Genomic DNA, 17,200 nt, shown 5'->3' with positions numbered 1-17,200 from the left:
ATCTGTCACTTTTCGCTCAATATCGTGCTTCAGCCTCAATCCTCGCTCAAAGAGAGCAAAACAAGGGCACTCCTGCAGCTTGACTAGCTAAATGAACTTACTAGCTAAACAATCTCGGATAAATCCGCAGGGCGGCAAGCCTTGCCGTCAGCACCAGCCAGCCGATTAGCCAGACTAGCAGCAGGGGCCACCAGGGGGGCAGACCCAGGGGCCAGCGCAGCAGATCAACCAGGGAGGCCAGGGGCAAAAACGCGGCAAACTTGGCCAGCAGCGGCGGCAGCGTATCGCGCGGAAAGTAGGTGCCGCAGAGGGTAAACATGGGGATGATTACCAGAAAAATCGGCACATTCACCTGGTCAACCTTGTTCACGGACCCGGCCACCAGCAGACCAAAGGCCCCAAACAGCAGGCTGCCCAGCACAATCAGCGGCAGCGACAGCACCAGGCTAGAGAGGTCGTAGAGATTGGCCAACACCGCGACTAGCCCGGTGATAGTGCCGGCGATCGACCCCTTAGTCGCCGCCCAAAACCAGTCGCCCAAAAACACGTCGGTATAGCTCAATGGGGCTGTTAGCAGCGCCTGCCAGGTCTTTTGAAAATTGAGCCGAATGAAGCTGCTGTAGGCTCCCTCAAAAAACGACTGAAACAGCACTCCGATCGCAATCATCCCCGGCGCCAAAAACCGCGCGTAGGGAATCATCTGCCCCAAATAGTCCACCTCACCAATCAGCGGAGAAAGACCGTAGCCAAAGGCCAGCAGATACACAATTGGCTCAGAGACAGGCGGCAGGCAGTTCACCAACCAGGTGCTGCGATACACCTGAAAGTGGCGCCACCAGACCGAATACACCCCCCAGGGGGTAGCGGTAATTAGCTTCATTCCAGCACGCTCCCAGTGAGTCGCAAAAACACGTCTTCTAAGTTGGCGGGCCGCCGCAGGAGGCGGCTGGGATGGTGGGCGGCGATCGCATCCCAAACCACCTCAGGCTCGCGATCGGGCAGCGCCACCAGGTGACCATTGCCAAAAGCCCGATACCAAGCCCCATGGCGGGCCGCTAGATCCTGAAGAATTTGGGCTTCAACCCCTCCGATTTCAGCCACCTCGCGGCCAATCACCCGCGCGACTAGATCGGTAGGGGTGCCCTCATCAATGACTTTGCCCTGCTGTAGGAGAAGGAGGCGATCGCACAGCCTTTGGGCCTCATCCATATAGTGGGTGGTCAGCAAAATGCCGCAGCCGCTGGCCTTGAGGTGCTGCACCAGCCGCCAAAAATCCTGGCGAGCGTCAGGGTCGAGGCCGGTGGTGGGCTCATCTAGAAACACAATTTTGGGCCGATTGAGTAAGGCGCGAGCCAGCACCAGCTTGCGCTTCATGCCGCCCGACAGCTCATCCACCTGGGCCTCGGCTCGGTGCTCCAGATTGACCAGGGCCAGCAGTTCCCCCGCCCGCTGCCGCGCCGCCGCGTCAGTAATGCGGTAGTGGTGGGCAAAGTGGGTAAGGTTTTTAAACACCGTAAAGTCGGGGTCGAGGTTGTCTTCTTGGGTGACAATGCCCATCTGGGCGCGGGCCAGCTGTCCTTGCCCCGGCAGTTGCCAGGGGCCAAACTGCACAAACCCCTTAGTGGGGACAACGGTGCCAAACAGCATGCCCACCGTCGTGGTTTTGCCCGCCCCATTGGGCCCTAGCAGACCGACAATCTCACCCGGTGCCAGGGTAAAGCTAATGCCCTGCACCACCGGCTCGTCGCCATAGGTTTTCCAAAGGTCGTAGGCCTTCAAGTTCAGCGAATCCGACAAAATTTGCTCCTAAAAAATGTCTCTAAACAGTTCCCAACAGCCTAACGATGTGCCCTTCCTTTCTGTTGCCCTCTAGAAAGCTGAAGCAATATGGCGATGCCCCACCGATGGACTGAGATATACAGACACCCTCCCATCTACTCATCCACACATCTACCCATCCACTCCTACCTTCCCAGGCACTCTAACAAAATCCCTTCCAAACCATCCTGATTCACTCAGCTGGCGCAGAAATATGAACTGGTAGATGCACCCTGATCATTCCCCTGCCCTTGGGTTGGGGAATTTTTTTTGCCAAATTTCCTAGGCACGGCAGCTGAGGAGTTCTGAAAAATTCAGGTTAGACTGAGGCCAGATTTGGGGCATCGCGGCGGTTTAGCCAATGGATTTTGAGAAAATTGCTGTACACATCAACCAAGTTGCTGTGGAGCGCAAGGGGCGACCGCTAAAGGATGTCGAGCGTCTGGTGCTACAGGGATCTTGGGAGAACAAGACCTATGCAGCGATGGCAACCCCCACTGCTGGCTACACCGAAGACTATCTCAAAAAAGACGTCGGCCCCAAGCTCTGGCAGCTGCTGACCGAGCTGGTAGATGCTGATCTCCAAGGCGTTCGGGTTACGAAGCGCAATATTCAGAACGTGCTGCACACCTGGATGATGCAGGGGGTAGTGGCGACTGAACCGGCCCCGCCGCCGCATATTGTGGTGGAGCCGCGATCGCCCCTGCCCACTCCCGCCCTAGTGGTGCGTGAATCCCCACGCCTCGATCTAGACGACTGTGCGGGCCGCCAGGCAGAACTGGCTACCCTGACCGAGTGGATTTTGGCGGAGCGCTGCCGCACGGTAGTCCTATGGGGGCTGCCAGGCGTGGGCAAGACGACGGTGGCAGCAGCGATCGCCGCCACCGTTGCCCCTCAAGTCGACCAGTGCGGCTACCTAGCTCTAACCGCCGAGGCCACCGAGCAGGACGTGCTGGGGGCGATCGTCCACTGGCTTGACCCGCAGGCGGCGATCGCCTCCCAAGCCCAAGTAGACTGGGTGCTCGATCAGCTGGGCCAGCGCCGCGTCCTGCTAATTATCGATGGTCTAGAGCAGCTCTTTGAGACTCAGCAACCAGCAGGCAGCTACCGAGCTAATACCGACGCCCTCCAGCACTTTTTTCACCAGGGAGCCGAGCACCATCACCAGAGCTGTCTAGTCTGGGTCAGCCGCGAAAAGCCCGCCGATTTTTCCCAGGTGCAGGGGCCACGGGTGCGAGATTATGTCCTCGGCGATCTGGTCACCGATGCGGCTCGGTCTCTGCTTCAGGCCCCGACCGCCCTGAGCGCTGACGACTGGGGAGCGCTAATCGATCGCTACGGCAGCCACCCCCTGGTGCTGCGGGGGCTAGGGGCGACGCTGCGAGAGGTCTACCAGGGTCAGCCCCGGATGTTGCTCCAGGCGGCTAAGACGGTCGTGCCTGTCGTTGTACACCGTACCTTTACCCAGGCCCTAGAGCGCCTGCCGGCTGAAGAATGGGCCCTGCTGTACTGGCTAGCCCTGGCCCAGGAGCCAGTCACCCTCGACGACCTCAATGGGGCCATGCAGCCACCCCTGACCGATATGGTGGTGCAGTCGGCCCTGGGGCGTGGTTGGGTTCAGGCTCAGGCCACCGAGAGACGTGGGTTAGTGTTGAGCCTAGGCCCCTCGGTGCAGGCCCTGGTCCTGGAGCGGCTGCAGGGCGTGCTGACCGCGGAGCTAGAGGCCGAAACCTTTGACTGGCTTCAGCGGTTGGCCCTCGTCACCATGACCGCCCGGGAGGTCGTGCAGGAGCGTCAGCGAGCAGCCATGCTCAGCCCTTTAGCAGAAGAGCTCCGGCAACAGTACGCCACCGATGGAGCCTTGGCCGCTAAGGGCGATCGCCTGCTCAAGGCCCTACAGCCTCTCGTGGGCCAGCCGGGCTACGGAGCCGGCAACGTCATTCATCTCTGCCAGCATCTAGGCCTAGGCATTAGCGGTGCCGATTTTTCTCATCTGGCTATTTGGCAGGGCGATCTGCGGCGGGTGAGCCTGCAGGGCGCCAGCTTTAGCCAGGCCCAGTTCAGCGACACCACCTTCGCCACCGCCCTGGGGCGCGATCCGGTGGCCGCCTTTAGCCCCGTTGGTCCTAAAGATAAGCAAGGCCAGCGCGGATCGTCTTTAGAAGAGGGATGGCACTTAGCCACGGGCGATCACGAGGGCCGACTGCTGCTGTGGGATTTAAAGCGGGGCAAGCTGGTCTGGATGTTTGACGAGGGCCAGAGCATTCGATCGCTGGCCTTTAGCCCCCAGGGCGATCTGCTGGCCATGGGCACCGAAAGCGGGCAAATCTGGCTGTGGTCAGTGGGATCCACCTACCAAGCCGACATTCTGGACGATCACCAGGCCCCAGTGCGAGCCCTGGCCTTTAGCCCCGACGGCAGCCAGTTGGCCTCCGGCGATGACAGCGGTCGGCTGTGCCTGTGGGAAGTCGCTTCGGGCTTTCGCCAGGGCTGTCTAGATGACCACACTGGGGCAATTCACAGCTTGGTCTACAGTGCTTTGGGCGACCACCTGGTGAGCGGCGGCGATGACCAGCGCGCCTGCCTGTGGAATGTGGGCGATCGCACCCTGCTGAAAGATCTCCAGGCGCGATCGACGGCGGCGATTCGCACTGTGGGGTTTTTGCCCGACCCCAACGACCCCGACTGCCAGCCGATTCCTTTTGCAGCGGGCTGTGACGACCACTGCCTGACCATTTGGAATTTGGCCACCGGACTGCCCTGCTGGATTTTGCCCATCGACGTACAGGCTTTGCCCGCCCTCGCCCTCAGCCCTGACGGGCGCTATCTGGTGTCTAGCAGCCAAGACTTCACCGTCACGGTGTGGGATATTCCCAACCGTCGCCTCTGCTATGCACTGCCATCGCTGGGAGCGCCGGTATGGACCCTAGCCTTTAGCGCCGATAGCCGCTATTTCGTCACCGGCAGCAACTACACCATCAAGCTCTGGAGCGTTAAACGGGGCCAGTGCTGGCGCAGCTTTCTCAGCCAGGCGCATCCGGTGCGCTGCCTGGCCTTTAGCGCTAGCGCTGACAGCGGCACTATTCTCACTGGCCACGAAGATACCCACCTGCGGCTGTGGCAGGTCAACGCCCATAGCCCCTACGCCATCGGCCCTCGTGCCCTAGCGGGCCACAGCGGCTCGGTGCGCACCGTCGCCCTTAGCGCCGATGGTCAGTGGTTGGCTAGCAGCGCCGACGACCAGACCCTGCGACTCTGGTCGATCGCGACCGGCCAGAGCCAGTGGGTGGTCGCCAAGCCAACCCCGGCCACCCTGCTGCGCTTTAGCCCAGATGGTCAGTGGTTGGCTACCGCAGGCCCCGACAGCGGCATCTTGGTGTGGAATTGCACTACTGGCAGCGCCGTAGGAGAGCTAGAAGACGCCCCGGACAGCCCGTCAGCCCTACTGTTTAGCCCCAACGGCGACTGGATTGTAGTAGGTGCTAGGGATGGCACCATTGGCCTTTGGTCGTGGCAGCAGGGCACCATGGGCTCCGATCGCCGCACTCTATCGGGCCACCAAAGTCAGGTACACAGTCTCGTGGCCCAGGGCGAGAGACTGGCCAGCGCCAGCCATGACGGCACCGTGCGCTGGTGGAATCTGGAGCAGGACAATGGCTGTCTCGGCCAGTGGCAACACCCCGCAGAGCAATGGCTACAAGGGGTTACCCTAGATCCGGCGGGAGACATTTTGGCGCTGACTAGCCAAAACGCCCAGGTCAAGGTGTGGGATGTTAAAACCAACCAATGCCGTCATACCCTCAAGGGCCACAGCCAAGATATCTGGCAAGTCTCGGGTTGTTCTAGCGGCACCCACCTGATCACCGCCAGCCAAGACGACGAAATCCGCGTGTGGGATCTGGCGACGGGCCTGTGTCAGCAAACCCTACGCCCCGATCGCCCCTATGAAGGCGTCAATATCCGTGGGGCCACTGGCCTATCCGACACCGAAGAACGAATGCTGAAATCCCTGGGGGCGGTCGTCAGTTACTAATCACTATTCAAAGGGTTGAGCTAGCTATCGCAACGGATGCTAGCTACTTTCTCTGAGCTGTTCAGGCCACATCTACAATGGAGGACTGTTATTGCCTCAGTAGCTGCCCCATGACTCCGCTCGCGACCACCATTGCTGCCGAACTTGAGATCCGTCCAGCCCAGGTAGAGGCTACCCTGGCGCTGTTTGCCGAAGGGGCGACGGTGCCCTTTGTGGCCCGCTACCGCAAGGAGCGCACGGGGGATCTAGATGAGGTGCAGCTGCGGCAGATTGCCGAGCGCCACCAGTACCTGACCGAGCTTGAGGATCGGCGACAGACGGTGCTGGGCGAGATTCAATCCCAGGGTAAACTCACGGAGGCGCTCAAGACCGCCATTCTCGCCTGCCAGCAAAAGACGGAACTAGAGGATCTTTATCTGCCTTACCGGCCCAAGCGCCGCACCCGCGCCACCATGGCCAAAGAGAAAGGGCTAGAGCCGCTGGCTCAGAAAATTGAGGAGCTAAATAAAATGGGCAAACGGGCGGTTCTGCTTCAGGAAGCGCAAGCGTTTGTGAACCCGGACAAAGGGGTTCAGTCTACGGACGAAGCCCTGCAGGGGGCGGCAGATATTTTGGCGGAGCAGGTGGCAGAGCGGGCGGAGCTGCGGCGGTATGTGCGCGATCGCCTCCTGACCCACGGCCAGTTCATCGCCAGCATTAAAAAAGGCCACCCCGAGGGCAGCACCAAGTACGAGATGTATCGGGCTTACCAGGTCCCGGTGCGCTCGATCGCCTCCCACAATTTGCTGGCGCTGCTGCGAGGCGATCGCGAAGGCATTCTCAAGGTGGGGCTGGAGGTAGAGCCCGACCCCGTGCTGCAAACCCTTGAAAAGCGGGTGGTGAAAACTCCCGTACCTGAGGTTCGCCAGTTCTACCGGGGGGTAATTCAAGATGCCTATGGCCGGTTGATGAAGCCGTCGCTGACCAGCGAGGTGATGGCCGAGAAGAAAGCCTGGGCCGATGAGGTGTCGATTCAAAACTTTGAGGCCAACCTGAAGAACCTGCTGCTGTCGCCCCCAGCGGGCATGAAGCCCACCCTGGGGGTCGACCCCGGCTTTCGCACCGGCTGCAAGGTGGCGGCAGTGGATGGCACTGGCAAGTTTCTGGAGTATCAGGCGGTGTTTCCCCACCAATCCCACAACCAGCGGCAGCAGGCGGCCCAAACCCTAGCGGGGATGATTCGCAAACACGGGATTGAGCTGATTGCGATCGGCAACGGCACCGCCAGCCGCGAAACCGACGCCTTTGTGGGGGAAGTTCTGAAGACTTTGTCGAATCCTCCGGTGAAAGTGCTGGTGAATGAGTCGGGGGCCTCAATCTACTCGGCCAGCGAGGTGGCGGCGGCAGAATTCCCCGACCTGGATGTGACGGTGCGGGGGGCGATCAGCATTGCTCGGCGGCTGCAAGACCCCCTAGCGGAGCTGGTCAAGATCGACCCCAAATCGATCGGCGTAGGCCAGTACCAGCACGATGTCGATCAAAAGCGGCTCAAGCAAAAGCTCGACGACACCATTGAGAGCTGCGTCAACTACGTGGGAGTGGATCTGAACATGGCCTCCCGCGAGCTGCTGACCTACGTGTCGGGGCTAACCCCAGCGGTGGCTAACAATATTGTCGAATTCCGCGATGCCAATGGAGCGTTTCAGTCGCGCCGGGAGCTGCTAAAGGTCAAAAAACTGGGACCCAAGGCTTTTGAGCAAGCAGCGGGGTTTCTGCGTATTCGCAACGGTAAAAACCCCCTCGACAATACAGCGGTGCACCCCGAAAGCTACGGGATTGTGGATGCGATCGCCGCTGATCTCTCCCTTCCCCTAGAGCAGATTCCCAAAGCCGCCGATCGGCTGAAGCGCCTCGACATCAAAAAATACACCACCGCCGAGGCCGGGGAACTCACCCTGCGAGACATTTTGCAGGAGCTAGAAAAACCCGGCCGCGACCCCCGCGAGCAGTTTGCCTACGCCCGCTTTCAGGAGGGTATTAACGAAATTACCGACCTGAAGCCTGGTCTCACCCTAGAGGGAGTGGTCACTAATGTCACTAACTTCGGCGCGTTTGTGGACGTGGGGGTGCACCAGGACGGGCTAGTACATATTTCGCAGATGGCCGATCGCTTTGTCAGCGACCCCAACGAGATTGTCAAAGTGGGCCAGGTGGTGACGGTGCGGGTGATGGAGGTGGATGTTAAGCTCAAGCGCATCGGTCTATCGATGCGGGTCCCGTCCTAAAGCTGCAGAAAACTGGGGGCAACGTTGATTCCCCCCGGGCGATCCCCTAAGGTGATCAAGGGCACATCGCCCTGGAGCCACGATCGATCCCCTACCATGACCAAGCAGCTAATTCTTTTTCGCCACGGCAAATCTGACTGGAATGTGGGTAACGGGCGCGATCGCGATCGCCCCGTCGCCGAGCGCGGCATTGTCGCCGCCAAAACCATGGGCAAGCTGCTGGCGGCAGCAGGCAAAGTCCCCGATCTGGCCATTACCTCGTCGGCGGTGCGAGCCCGCACCACGCTAGAAATCGCCATGGAGGCTGGCCACTGGCCCTGCCCCATGAGCGTCACCGACGACCTCTACGAAGCCTCGGTCGACCAGGTGTTACAGGTGATTCACGCGGTGCCAGACCATCACCGCTCGCTCATGCTGGTGGGCCATCAGCCGACCTGGTCTGACGCAGCTTCGTTTTTTTTGGGCGGCGGTATCGTGCACATGCCCACAGCGGCTATGGTCTGCCTTGAGTTTGAGATTACCACCTGGTCTCAAATTGACTATGGCCGGGGCACCCTGCTGTGGCTGCTGCCCCCTAGGCTGTTTACCTAAGGCGCTGCCTGACGGTTGCCACGGTCGCAAGTCGATCAGGGGCGATCGCCGGCTGATGCAGGGATTTATAAGCCTTTAGCTCTTGGCCCTCCACCACAACCACTCCCACAGCGGTCTGGATGTAGACCTTACCGTCTAGGGCATAGACCACCGGAGCCAGAGTGGGGTCTACGCTAGCTAGAGGGGCTGGGGCAACCGGTGATCTCAGCGGCGGGGCTGGGCGAGGGGCTGGAGCGGGTGCCCTTGCCGGCACAGTTGCAGCAACGGGCGGCTCAGGAGGAGTCGGGGCCGCCTGAGCCGGTGGCGATGTCCAAACACAGGTTTTGTCGCCCTCTTCGCAGCGCTCTTTTTCGAGCCAGGCCACCATGTCATCGCCGTGGTAAACGTTCTCGCCGCGTAGGGTATCAACGTAGAGGGTACCGCTGTTGATGGCAATGTCGCGGACGGGATACCACTGGTTTTGGGTCAACACTAGCAGGTCAAGCTGCAGCGGGCGGTTGCCGCGGCGGCTTGACTGCATCCACCACTGCTTCCAAAGCTGTCGGGCGGCGGCGTAATTGACCCGGTAGCCCTGGGGGATAGGGTGATGGGCGTAGCACAATACCTGGCTATCTAGCCCCTGACCAACGGGTAGAAAGTGATGGTCGACCAAGACCTGGTGCAGTACGTCCGTGTAGTCAGTGTGGCGGCGCACCTCAATGCGAGCCGGCGTGGTGGCATCGTAGGCAATCGCTAGCAGCGATCCTTTGCGGCCCAGAAGCTGGCGCACATTGTTGGCGGGCTGAATGCGCAGCGACTGGTTCGCTTCTAGGGTGGCATCCCCTGAGACAAACCACTGCAACAGAGTTAAATCATCGAGTGAGGTCATGGGTGAAACAATTGCAGGAACGTGATGAGGGCCAAACCCTGGAAATCATCTCAGCCGCGATCGCTGAAAAGCTTTTACCATCGCAGACTGATTAAGCCCATTAGGTCTAGCTGAGAGCCGTGAACGCTGATCCAGATAGAGGCTGCTCAATGCCCTGCATCGGATCGACACAATCCCATGCTATGAAATCTGACGTTAGGAATCCGGATGTTTCCCCCGTGATATCAACAAGATTTTGTAAATTCTTATACAGTTTTGCGGTGGCTAGGGCGTCACAATCGCCGCCATAATTTGCCTAGGGTCTAGTTGCTGACCGAGACGCTAGGCAAAGCTGGCGAAGTCTATTGCTGGAGCCGCCGGTTATCTGGGGCGCTGTCGAACGGTGGCGACGGTCGTAGCTCGATCCCTGGGGGTCGCCATTGGGGGCGCAGGCTTGTAGGCTCTCAGTTTTTCGCCTTCGACGACGATAACGCCTAGGGCGGTCTGCACGTAGACCCTGCCGTCTAGGGCATACACAACCGGGGCCAGGGTGGAGTCTACAGTAGCCGAGGAAACTGCACCATCCAAAAGCGGCCGGCCGGAGGGCTGAGACTGATGGGGCGGGCTAGTCAGGGTGGCGGCAGGCGTCTGTTCTAGAAGCTGGTGCGGCACTAGCTGGCCTGAAGGCGATGCCCAAAAACAGGTTTCATCGGTCTCATCACAGCGCTCCTGTTCGAGCCACACCATCATGTCATCGCCGTGGTGAACGGTCTCGCCCCGCAAGGTGTCAATGTAGAGCGTGCCGCTGTTGATGGCAACGTCGCGGATGGGGTACCACTGGCTGCTCGCCAGCACAAACAGGTCGAGCTGAAGGTGGCGATCGCTGAGGCGACTGGCGTGGGTCCACCACTGCTTCCACAGCTGGCGAGCCTGGCCATAGACAATGCGGTAGCCCTCAGGAATTGGGTAGTGAGCATAGCACAACACCTGGCTGTCCAACTCCTGGCCAACGGGCACAAAGTGATGGTCGACCAAAATCTGGTGTAGTATGTCAGCGTATTCGGTGTGGCGGCGCACCTCAATGCGGGGCGGCAGGGCAGCATCGTAGGCGGTGGCCAGCAGCGAGCCTTTACGGCCCAAGAGCTGGCGCAGGTTGTTGGCGGGCTGAATCCGGAGCGACTGATTTGCTTCTAGGGAGGCATCCCCCGAAACAAACCACTGCAACAGGGTCAAGTCGTCTAGTGAGTTCATATCAGGAACAATCGCAAGGAACGTGACGAGGGCCAAACCTTCCCAGGTCGTTCCAGATCGCGACGGTCAGCAACCAGCGCCCCAAGGGCAGCACGTAGAGAATGAGCCTTCGCAAGCCAGTTAACCCCATTAGGTCTGGCGGGTGAGCAAACGACTCTGAGCTGTGATCTGGTTAGGTGTTGTGAAGGCCACCCACACAACGTCAGCTTCTGCTGTGCTCCCTACCATTTACAGGTGGTAAAAATCAGCATCCGGGGGTTGGGAGAAATGGGTTAAATATATTTACGTAACTGACAACCCGGTCCAAGTCAGGGGGATCGCCCCCAGCCCTAGGAGTTCTCAGTATAGTTAAGGAGACGTTGGCCCCGGTGGTGCCATGACCGCAACTGTCAGCAAACAGCACGGGTTTCTGCAAACTAATGGCCTGCGCCTGCACTACGTCCGCCAGGGCCAAGGGCCGCTGATGCTGTTTTTGCATGGCTTTCCAGAATTTTGGTACTCCTGGCGGCACCAGCTCGACCATTTTGCGGCCAAATATACCTGCGTCGCCCTGGACCTACGGGGCTACAACGACAGCGACAAGCCCTCAGATGTCAATGCCTATCGCCTGGATGTCTTAGTGGAGGATGTACGGGGGGCGATCGCCGCCTTGGGCTATGACCGCGCGGTACTGGTAGGGCACGACTGGGGAGGCGCGATCGCTTGGGCCTTTGCCTACGCCCACCCCGAACTGCTCGAGTCGCTGATCGTGATGAATATTCCCCACCCAGCCAAGTTTGCCGAAGGGCTACGCCATCCCCAGCAGCTGTTGCGCAGTTGGTATATCGGGGCCTTTCAGCTACCGCTGCTGCCCGAACTACTATTGCAGGCGGGCGACTACTGGGCGATCGAGCAAATGTTGCTGGGCATGGCCGTCGATAAAAGTACCTTTAGCGACGCCGATCTACGAGCCTACAAGACCGCCGCTGCCAAGCCTGGTGCCCTCACCGCCATGGTCAACTACTACCGGGCTTTGAGCTTTAGCGGCCCACAGTGGCAACCCTGGGGCATTCTCGAAGTACCCACCCTGCTGATTTGGGGCGAAGCCGATGCAGCCTTGGGCAAAGAACTTTCCCTTGGCACTGAAGACTACGTGCGCCATCTGCGCCTGCGCTACATTCCCCATTGCAGCCATTGGGTGCAGCAGGAGCGCCCTCACCAGGTCAATACCCTCATGGACGAATTCCTCGCCTTGGGGCCATGACCGTTTCTGCTGACCTGCGCGCCACCTTGCTCGGTTTGCTTGCCCAGCGCGGCCCCAGCAAAACGATCTGCCCCTCTGAAGTCGCCCGCGCCCTCAGTCATGAAGACTGGCGCGAGTTGATGCCTGCTGTCCGTGAGGTCGGGGTTGAGCTAGCCGCCGAGGGGGAAATTGTTGTCCGACAGCGAGGGCAAGTGGTCGATCCCAAAACAGCTAGGGGACCGATTCGCTACGGCCAGGCCAAGCGGGCAGCAGGCGATCGCAGGGATGAGGGCATAGTTTCCCAAAGCGATGGCTAAAGGCATGCGAGCAGCCCTGGCAGCGATCGCCCTGCCAGGATGGCTGACCGGTGCAACCCCTAAGCACCCTTTGGGCAACCTAGAGGTGCCCCTTTTTGCAGATGTTGCCAACCATGCGTGTGCTCGTGCTCAGCCACACTTATATCGTTGACCTCAACCGCGAAAAGCTGCGCGCCCTAGCCCAGCTTTCCCCAGAGATAGAGGTAGTGGTGGGCGTTCCTCGCCGCTGGCAGCCCGGCGGCGTGCAAAACCGGCTGATTGTGTCTGAACCCCTCCAGGCGGGCAACTTTCGGGTGCAGCCCCTCAGCAATCTCAGCCAAAACAACCAAGGGTTGCTCACCTTTGGCCCCGATCTGGTTAGCTTGCTGCGAAGGTTTCGGCCCCAAGTGATTCAGGTTGAGCAGGGTGCTAAAGCGCTGGCCTACACCCAAACCATCACCCTCAACCGCCTGCTAGGCCTTAAGGCCAAAAACGTCCTTTTTACCTGGTGGAACTTGCCCTACCAGCTCAAATTCCCTATCTCGGCCCTCGAAGCCTACAACCTGCGGCATACCCACGGTCTAGTGGTGGGCAACCAGGACGGGGCCGATATCTTACGCGATCGCGGCTACACGGCCCCCTATCAGGTGATGCCTCAGCTCGGCGTCGACGAAACCCTGTTTCGTCCCCAACCCCAACCAGAGTTGTCCCAGGCCCTCGCCATCGCCAGCGATGCCTTTGTAGTGGGCTACTGTGGTCGCTTCGTCGAAGAAAAGGGATTGCTTACTCTCTGCGACGCCCTGGCGACTCTAAGAGATCATCCTCAGCCCTGGGTGTGGCTGCTAGTGGGTCGGGGAGAGCTGCGGGATACCATTCAGGCCAAGGCTGATGGGTTGAGCATCGGCGATCGCCTCCGCTGGGTGACCGACATTCCCCACGATCAGGTCCCCAATTACATCAACCTCATGCACACCCTAGTGCTGCCCTCCGAAACCACCAATACCTTCAAAACCCTCACCTCCAAAGGCTGGAAAGAACAATTCGGCCACGTGCTGATCGAAGCCATGGCCTGCGCCGTCCCCGTGATTGGTTCCGACTCCGGCGAGATTCCCCACGTCATCGACCAGTCTGGCCTCGTCTTTCCCGAAGGCAATGCCCCTGAACTAGCCAATTGCCTTCGCCTCCTGCTGGAGAATCCCGAACAGCGGCAGGCCTTAGCAGAAGCAGGTCATCACCGCGCCATGAGCCGCTACACGAACCGGGCACTGGCGAAGCAGCTGTTGGAGTTTTACCGGGAGATTGGGGTCGAGGGATGAGGGAGGCAAGGAAGATGAGGAGATGGGGAAGGTGAGGGAGATAGAGAAGCTTTGAATGTTGAATTTAGCTTCAAGCCCAACTCAAAACTCAAAACTGATTCACCCAGCTTTCCCCCGCCTACCCATCCACCCCCTCACCCCCACTCCCCTACTTCCCCATGCGCATCCTCCAAATCGTCCCCTCCATCTCCCTTATCTACGGCGGTCCGAGCCAGATGGTGCGCGGCTTTGCCCAGGGCTTGGCAGCGGCAGGGGCGGAGGTAACCATTCTTACCACTAACGCCAATGGCGATTCAGGTCAGTCACCGCTGGCGGTTCCCTTAGGCGTACCGGTACAGGAAGAGAACTATACGGTGCGTTACTTTGCCTGTTCGCCCTGGCGGCGGTACAAGTTTTCGGCGGGGCTTTTGGCCTGGCTCTACCAGCACGCCCATGAGTTTGACCTGGTCCACATTCACGCGTTGTTTTCGCCCCTAAGCACGGCGGCGGCAACGGTGGCGCGCGATCGCGGCCTGCCCTACGTGCTGCGCCCCCTGGGCACCCTTGACCCGGCAGATTTGCAGAAAAAAAAGCGCCTCAAGCAGATCTACGGACGGCTGTTTGAGGCCCCCAATATTGGTGGGGCGGCGGCGCTGCATTTCACCAGCCCGATCGAGGCAGAAGTCTCCTATCGGTTTGGGGCCAGCACTCAGGATTGGGTGATCCCTCTGGGAGTACAGCCGCCAAAAGCATTACCTGTGGATGAACGTCAGCAAATCTTAGCCCAGCTAGGAATCCCTCATAATCGCCCTCTCCTGCTCTACCTCTCTAGACTAGATCCTAAAAAGGGGCTCGATTTGCTGCTGCCGGCTCTAGAGCAGCTCACGGCTCAGGGCGTAGAGTTTCATCTGGTGCTGGCGGGGGGAAATCCTCAGGATCCTGCCTATGAGCAGGCTATTGGCGATCGCCTGCGGGCTACTTCACTGGGCGATCGCACCGCGCTCACGGGTTTTGTCACCGGCAATACCAAAGCCGCCCTGCTACAAGCTGCCGATCTATTCGTGCTGCCCTCCTACTACGAGAATTTTGGCATTGCCGTAGCGGAAGCCATGGCGGCGGGGGTGCCGGTGGTAGTGTCTAAAGGCGTATACATCTGGCCTGACATTACCAGCAGCGGCAGCGGCTGGGTGTGCGACTTGAGCGTAGACGGTGTAGCCCAAGCCTTAGTTGAGGCGCTGAAAGATTCTGCCCAACGGCAGCTACGGGGGCAGCGAGCTAGAGCCTATGCTAGAGAGTGTTACGACTGGGATGCGATCGCCCATCACACCCTAGCCGCTTACCGTTCTGTTTTGCCCAAGCCCTTAGCCAACTCCAAAATTTCGCTCCCCCCAAAACCGTCGCCTAGATAGTGTCATAATCCGCACTCCTTGCCCTAGGCAAACGGTGTATAAAGATACGTATAACGGTACGTTAAGAAACTCATCAGGTTTTTCACCCTTTGGGGGAAAATTTAGTTACAGAGCGAGATCTACCCCTAACCACCGCCGAGTTTATAGGTCTACCTCCCATGCTTCAGGATGCCAAAGCTGTTCGGTACTATCAACGGATTACCGATGCCTTCGTCGACCAGTGGAACCGAGGCTATCGCACCAGCGAGCTGCGTCTTTACCTTGAAGGCTACCTAGCCGCCCTCCGTCACTCTGACGCCCTCGAGCCATACCTAGTCCACCGCCTTGAAGAAGACACCATCCGCTATCTCAATGACCCCTCTAATTTTATTGTCCCACTGCCAGAGCCAGAAATTTATTGACGCTTAGGGCCGCTGATGTCGATCAGCGGCTTTTTAATTGCCGTAGTGTCCTCAAAAAGGTTTTTGCCAGTAGAGCTTAGCCTGCTATCTGGCTAAGGCGCGGTGCCGCTGTGTTCCATTCACCTACTTCACAACAAAAAAGCTCCTGCCCTAGGGCAGGAGCTTTTCTTATTGAGCCTTAGGCTGGCCTCAACCTTAGTCGAGGTCGCCCATAGCGAGCACGGGTTCAGTTTCGCGATCGATACCCTTCTCGAAGCCTGCCTCAGCCGCGCGAGCGCGACCAGCATGCCAGAGGTGGCCAATCAGGAAGAAGAAGCCCAGTACAAAGTGAGAGGTCGATAGCCACTGCCGGGGGTTAACGAAGTTCACGGAGTTAATTTCCGTGATCACACCGCCCACCGAGTTGATGGAGGCGTTGGGCGCGTGAGTCATGTACTCAGCGGCGCGACGCACCTGCCAATCTTGGATATCGTTGGTCAGCTTATCGAGGTCGAGGCCGTTGGGGCCACGCAGGGGCTCCAACCAAGGACCTTGGAAGTCCCAGAAGCGCATGGTCTCACCACCGAAGATGATCTCACCCGTGGGGGAGCGCATCAGGTACTTACCCAGACCAGTGGGGCCTTGGGCCGCGCCGATGTTGGCACCCAAGCGCATGTCGCGCACCAGGAAGGTCATGGCCTGAGCCTGTGAAGACTCGGCGTTGGTGGGACCGTAGAACTCAGAGGGATAAGCAGTGTTGTTGAACCATACGTAGCAGGAGGCGATAAAGCCCATCAGGGACAGAGCGCCCAGGCTGTACGACAGGTAGGCTTCACCAGACCAGATCAGAGCACGGCGGGCCCAGCCGAAGGGCTTGGTGAGAATGTGCCAAATGCCGCCAGCAATGCAGATCAAGCCAACCCAGATGTGGCCGCCGATGATGTCTTCCATGTTGTTGACGCCGACAATCCAGCCGTCGCCACCAAAGGGAGAACCCAATAGGTAACCAAAGATCACAGCGGGGTTTAGGGTCGGGTTGGTGATGATGCGGACATCGCCACCGCCCGGTGCCCAAGTGTCGTAGACACCACCGAACACACAAGCCTTCAGAACCAGCAGCAGCGCACCGCAACCCAGCAGGATGAGGTGGTAGCCGATGATGTTGGTCATCTGGTTCTTGTCTTTCCAGTCGTAGCCGAAGAAGGAAGAGTACTCTTCCAGCACCTCGGGACCGCGCAGGGCGTGATAGATACCACCGAGACCCAGCACCGCCGACGAAATCAGGTGCAGCACACCGACAACGAAATAAGGGAAGGTGTTGATTACTTCACCACCAGGACCCACACCCCAGCCCAAAGTGGCCAGGTGGGGTAGCAGAATAAAGCCCTGCTCATACAGAGGCTTGTCAGGAACAAAGTGGGCTACTTCAAACAGGGTCATAGCCCCGGCCCAGAACACAATCAGACCGGAGTGGGCCACGTGGGCACCCAACAGCTTGCCGGATAGGTTGATCAAACGAGCGTTACCAGACCACCAGGCAAAGCCGGTGGATTCTTGGTCGCGCCCAGCAATATACGAGTTGCTAGAGAGCGTTACCACGGGGGAGTACCTCTTCGGGGAATACAAACTTCTCATGGGGCTGGTCAGTCGGTGCCATCCAGGCCCGAATGCCTTCGTTCAACAAGATGTTCTTGGTGTAGAAGGTCTCAAACTCTGGGTCTTCTGCCGCCCGAATCTCCTGGGACACAAAGTCGTAGGCCCGCAGGTTCAACCCGAGACCCACAATGCCCACTG

At 59.3% G+C, this 17,200-nt stretch carries 13 protein-coding genes and 1 pseudogene; 8 read left to right on the top strand and 6 right to left on the bottom strand.

The window, feature by feature from the left end:
- Positions 1-100 precede the first annotated feature (100 nt).
- Both H6F59_RS23895 and H6F59_RS23890 read right to left on the bottom strand, forming a co-directional pair.
- Positions 101-880 carry an ABC transporter permease gene (locus tag H6F59_RS23895; RefSeq protein ID WP_190706764.1) on the bottom strand — a complete coding sequence of 260 codons (780 nt, stop codon included), beginning with the start codon at positions 878-880 and terminating at the stop codon, positions 101-103.
- Positions 877-1,797 (bottom strand): ABC transporter ATP-binding protein, encoded by a 921-nt coding sequence (locus H6F59_RS23890; RefSeq protein ID WP_190706761.1) that lies wholly within the window; start codon positions 1,795-1,797, stop codon positions 877-879. Before H6F59_RS23890 ends, H6F59_RS23895 begins: the two co-directional genes overlap by 4 nt.
- Before the next feature lie 382 nt (positions 1,798-2,179).
- Between H6F59_RS23890 and H6F59_RS23885 the strand changes: the two genes are divergently transcribed.
- The 3 genes from H6F59_RS23885 to H6F59_RS23875 all read left to right on the top strand — a co-directional run bounded on the left by H6F59_RS23885 (position 2,180) and on the right by H6F59_RS23875 (position 8,706).
- On the top strand, positions 2,180-5,851 hold the full coding sequence (locus H6F59_RS23885; RefSeq protein ID WP_190706758.1) for an AAA family ATPase: 3,672 nt from the start codon (positions 2,180-2,182) through the stop codon (positions 5,849-5,851).
- A 110-nt stretch (positions 5,852-5,961) separates the two neighbouring features.
- Positions 5,962-8,115, top strand: coding sequence for a Tex family protein (locus tag H6F59_RS23880; protein WP_190706755.1), 2,154 nt, complete (start codon positions 5,962-5,964; stop codon positions 8,113-8,115).
- Between the two features lie 96 nt (positions 8,116-8,211).
- Positions 8,212-8,706 carry a histidine phosphatase family protein gene (locus tag H6F59_RS23875; RefSeq protein WP_190706752.1) on the top strand — a complete coding sequence of 165 codons (495 nt, stop codon included), beginning with the start codon at positions 8,212-8,214 and terminating at the stop codon, positions 8,704-8,706.
- Here H6F59_RS23875 and H6F59_RS23870 read toward each other — a convergent pair.
- Positions 8,699-9,574, bottom strand: a complete 876-nt coding sequence (locus tag H6F59_RS23870) for a hypothetical protein (protein WP_190706749.1) — start codon at positions 9,572-9,574, stop codon at positions 8,699-8,701. The genes H6F59_RS23875 and H6F59_RS23870 overlap by 8 nt on opposite strands.
- Before the next feature lie 360 nt (positions 9,575-9,934).
- Positions 9,935-10,804 (bottom strand): hypothetical protein, encoded by an 870-nt coding sequence (locus H6F59_RS23865; RefSeq protein ID WP_190706746.1) that lies wholly within the window; start codon positions 10,802-10,804, stop codon positions 9,935-9,937.
- Between the two features lie 376 nt (positions 10,805-11,180).
- Between H6F59_RS23865 and H6F59_RS23860 the strand changes: the two genes are divergently transcribed.
- The 5 genes from H6F59_RS23860 (at position 11,181) to H6F59_RS23840 (ending at position 15,427) form a co-directional block, all read left to right on the top strand.
- Positions 11,181-12,047, top strand: a complete 867-nt coding sequence (locus H6F59_RS23860; protein WP_190515980.1) for an alpha/beta fold hydrolase — start codon at positions 11,181-11,183, stop codon at positions 12,045-12,047.
- On the top strand, positions 12,044-12,343 hold the full coding sequence (locus tag H6F59_RS23855; RefSeq protein WP_190706743.1) for a DUF3253 domain-containing protein: 300 nt from the start codon (positions 12,044-12,046) through the stop codon (positions 12,341-12,343). Before H6F59_RS23860 ends, H6F59_RS23855 begins: the two co-directional genes overlap by 4 nt.
- A 113-nt stretch (positions 12,344-12,456) precedes the next feature.
- A complete protein-coding gene (hpsO, locus tag H6F59_RS23850; RefSeq protein ID WP_190706739.1) occupies positions 12,457-13,638 on the top strand; it encodes a hormogonium polysaccharide biosynthesis glycosyltransferase HpsO in 1,182 nt (393 codons plus the stop codon).
- Positions 13,639-13,796: 158 nt separating this feature from the next.
- Positions 13,797-15,026, top strand: a complete 1,230-nt coding sequence (hpsP, locus tag H6F59_RS23845) for a hormogonium polysaccharide biosynthesis glycosyltransferase HpsP (RefSeq protein WP_190515972.1) — start codon at positions 13,797-13,799, stop codon at positions 15,024-15,026.
- A 158-nt stretch (positions 15,027-15,184) separates the two neighbouring features.
- Positions 15,185-15,427 (top strand): DUF6761 family protein, encoded by a 243-nt coding sequence (locus H6F59_RS23840; protein WP_190515970.1) that lies wholly within the window; start codon positions 15,185-15,187, stop codon positions 15,425-15,427.
- A 195-nt stretch (positions 15,428-15,622) separates the two neighbouring features.
- Here H6F59_RS23840 and psbC read toward each other — a convergent pair whose 3' ends face one another.
- Together psbC and H6F59_RS23830 are read right to left on the bottom strand one after the other, a co-directional pair.
- Positions 15,623-17,005 carry a photosystem II reaction center protein CP43 gene (gene psbC, locus H6F59_RS23835; RefSeq protein WP_190515967.1) on the bottom strand — a complete coding sequence of 461 codons (1,383 nt, stop codon included), beginning with the start codon at positions 17,003-17,005 and terminating at the stop codon, positions 15,623-15,625.
- A pseudogene (locus H6F59_RS23830) lies at positions 16,989-17,200 on the bottom strand (photosystem II D2 protein (photosystem q(a) protein)); the annotation flags it as partial. The pseudogene H6F59_RS23830 and the gene psbC, both read right to left, overlap by 17 nt.

Source organism: Nodosilinea sp. FACHB-141, from assembly GCF_014696135.1.
Lineage (GTDB): Bacteria > Cyanobacteriota > Cyanobacteriia > Phormidesmidales > Phormidesmidaceae > Nodosilinea.
This window is presented reverse-complemented; position numbering and strand designations above follow the sequence as displayed.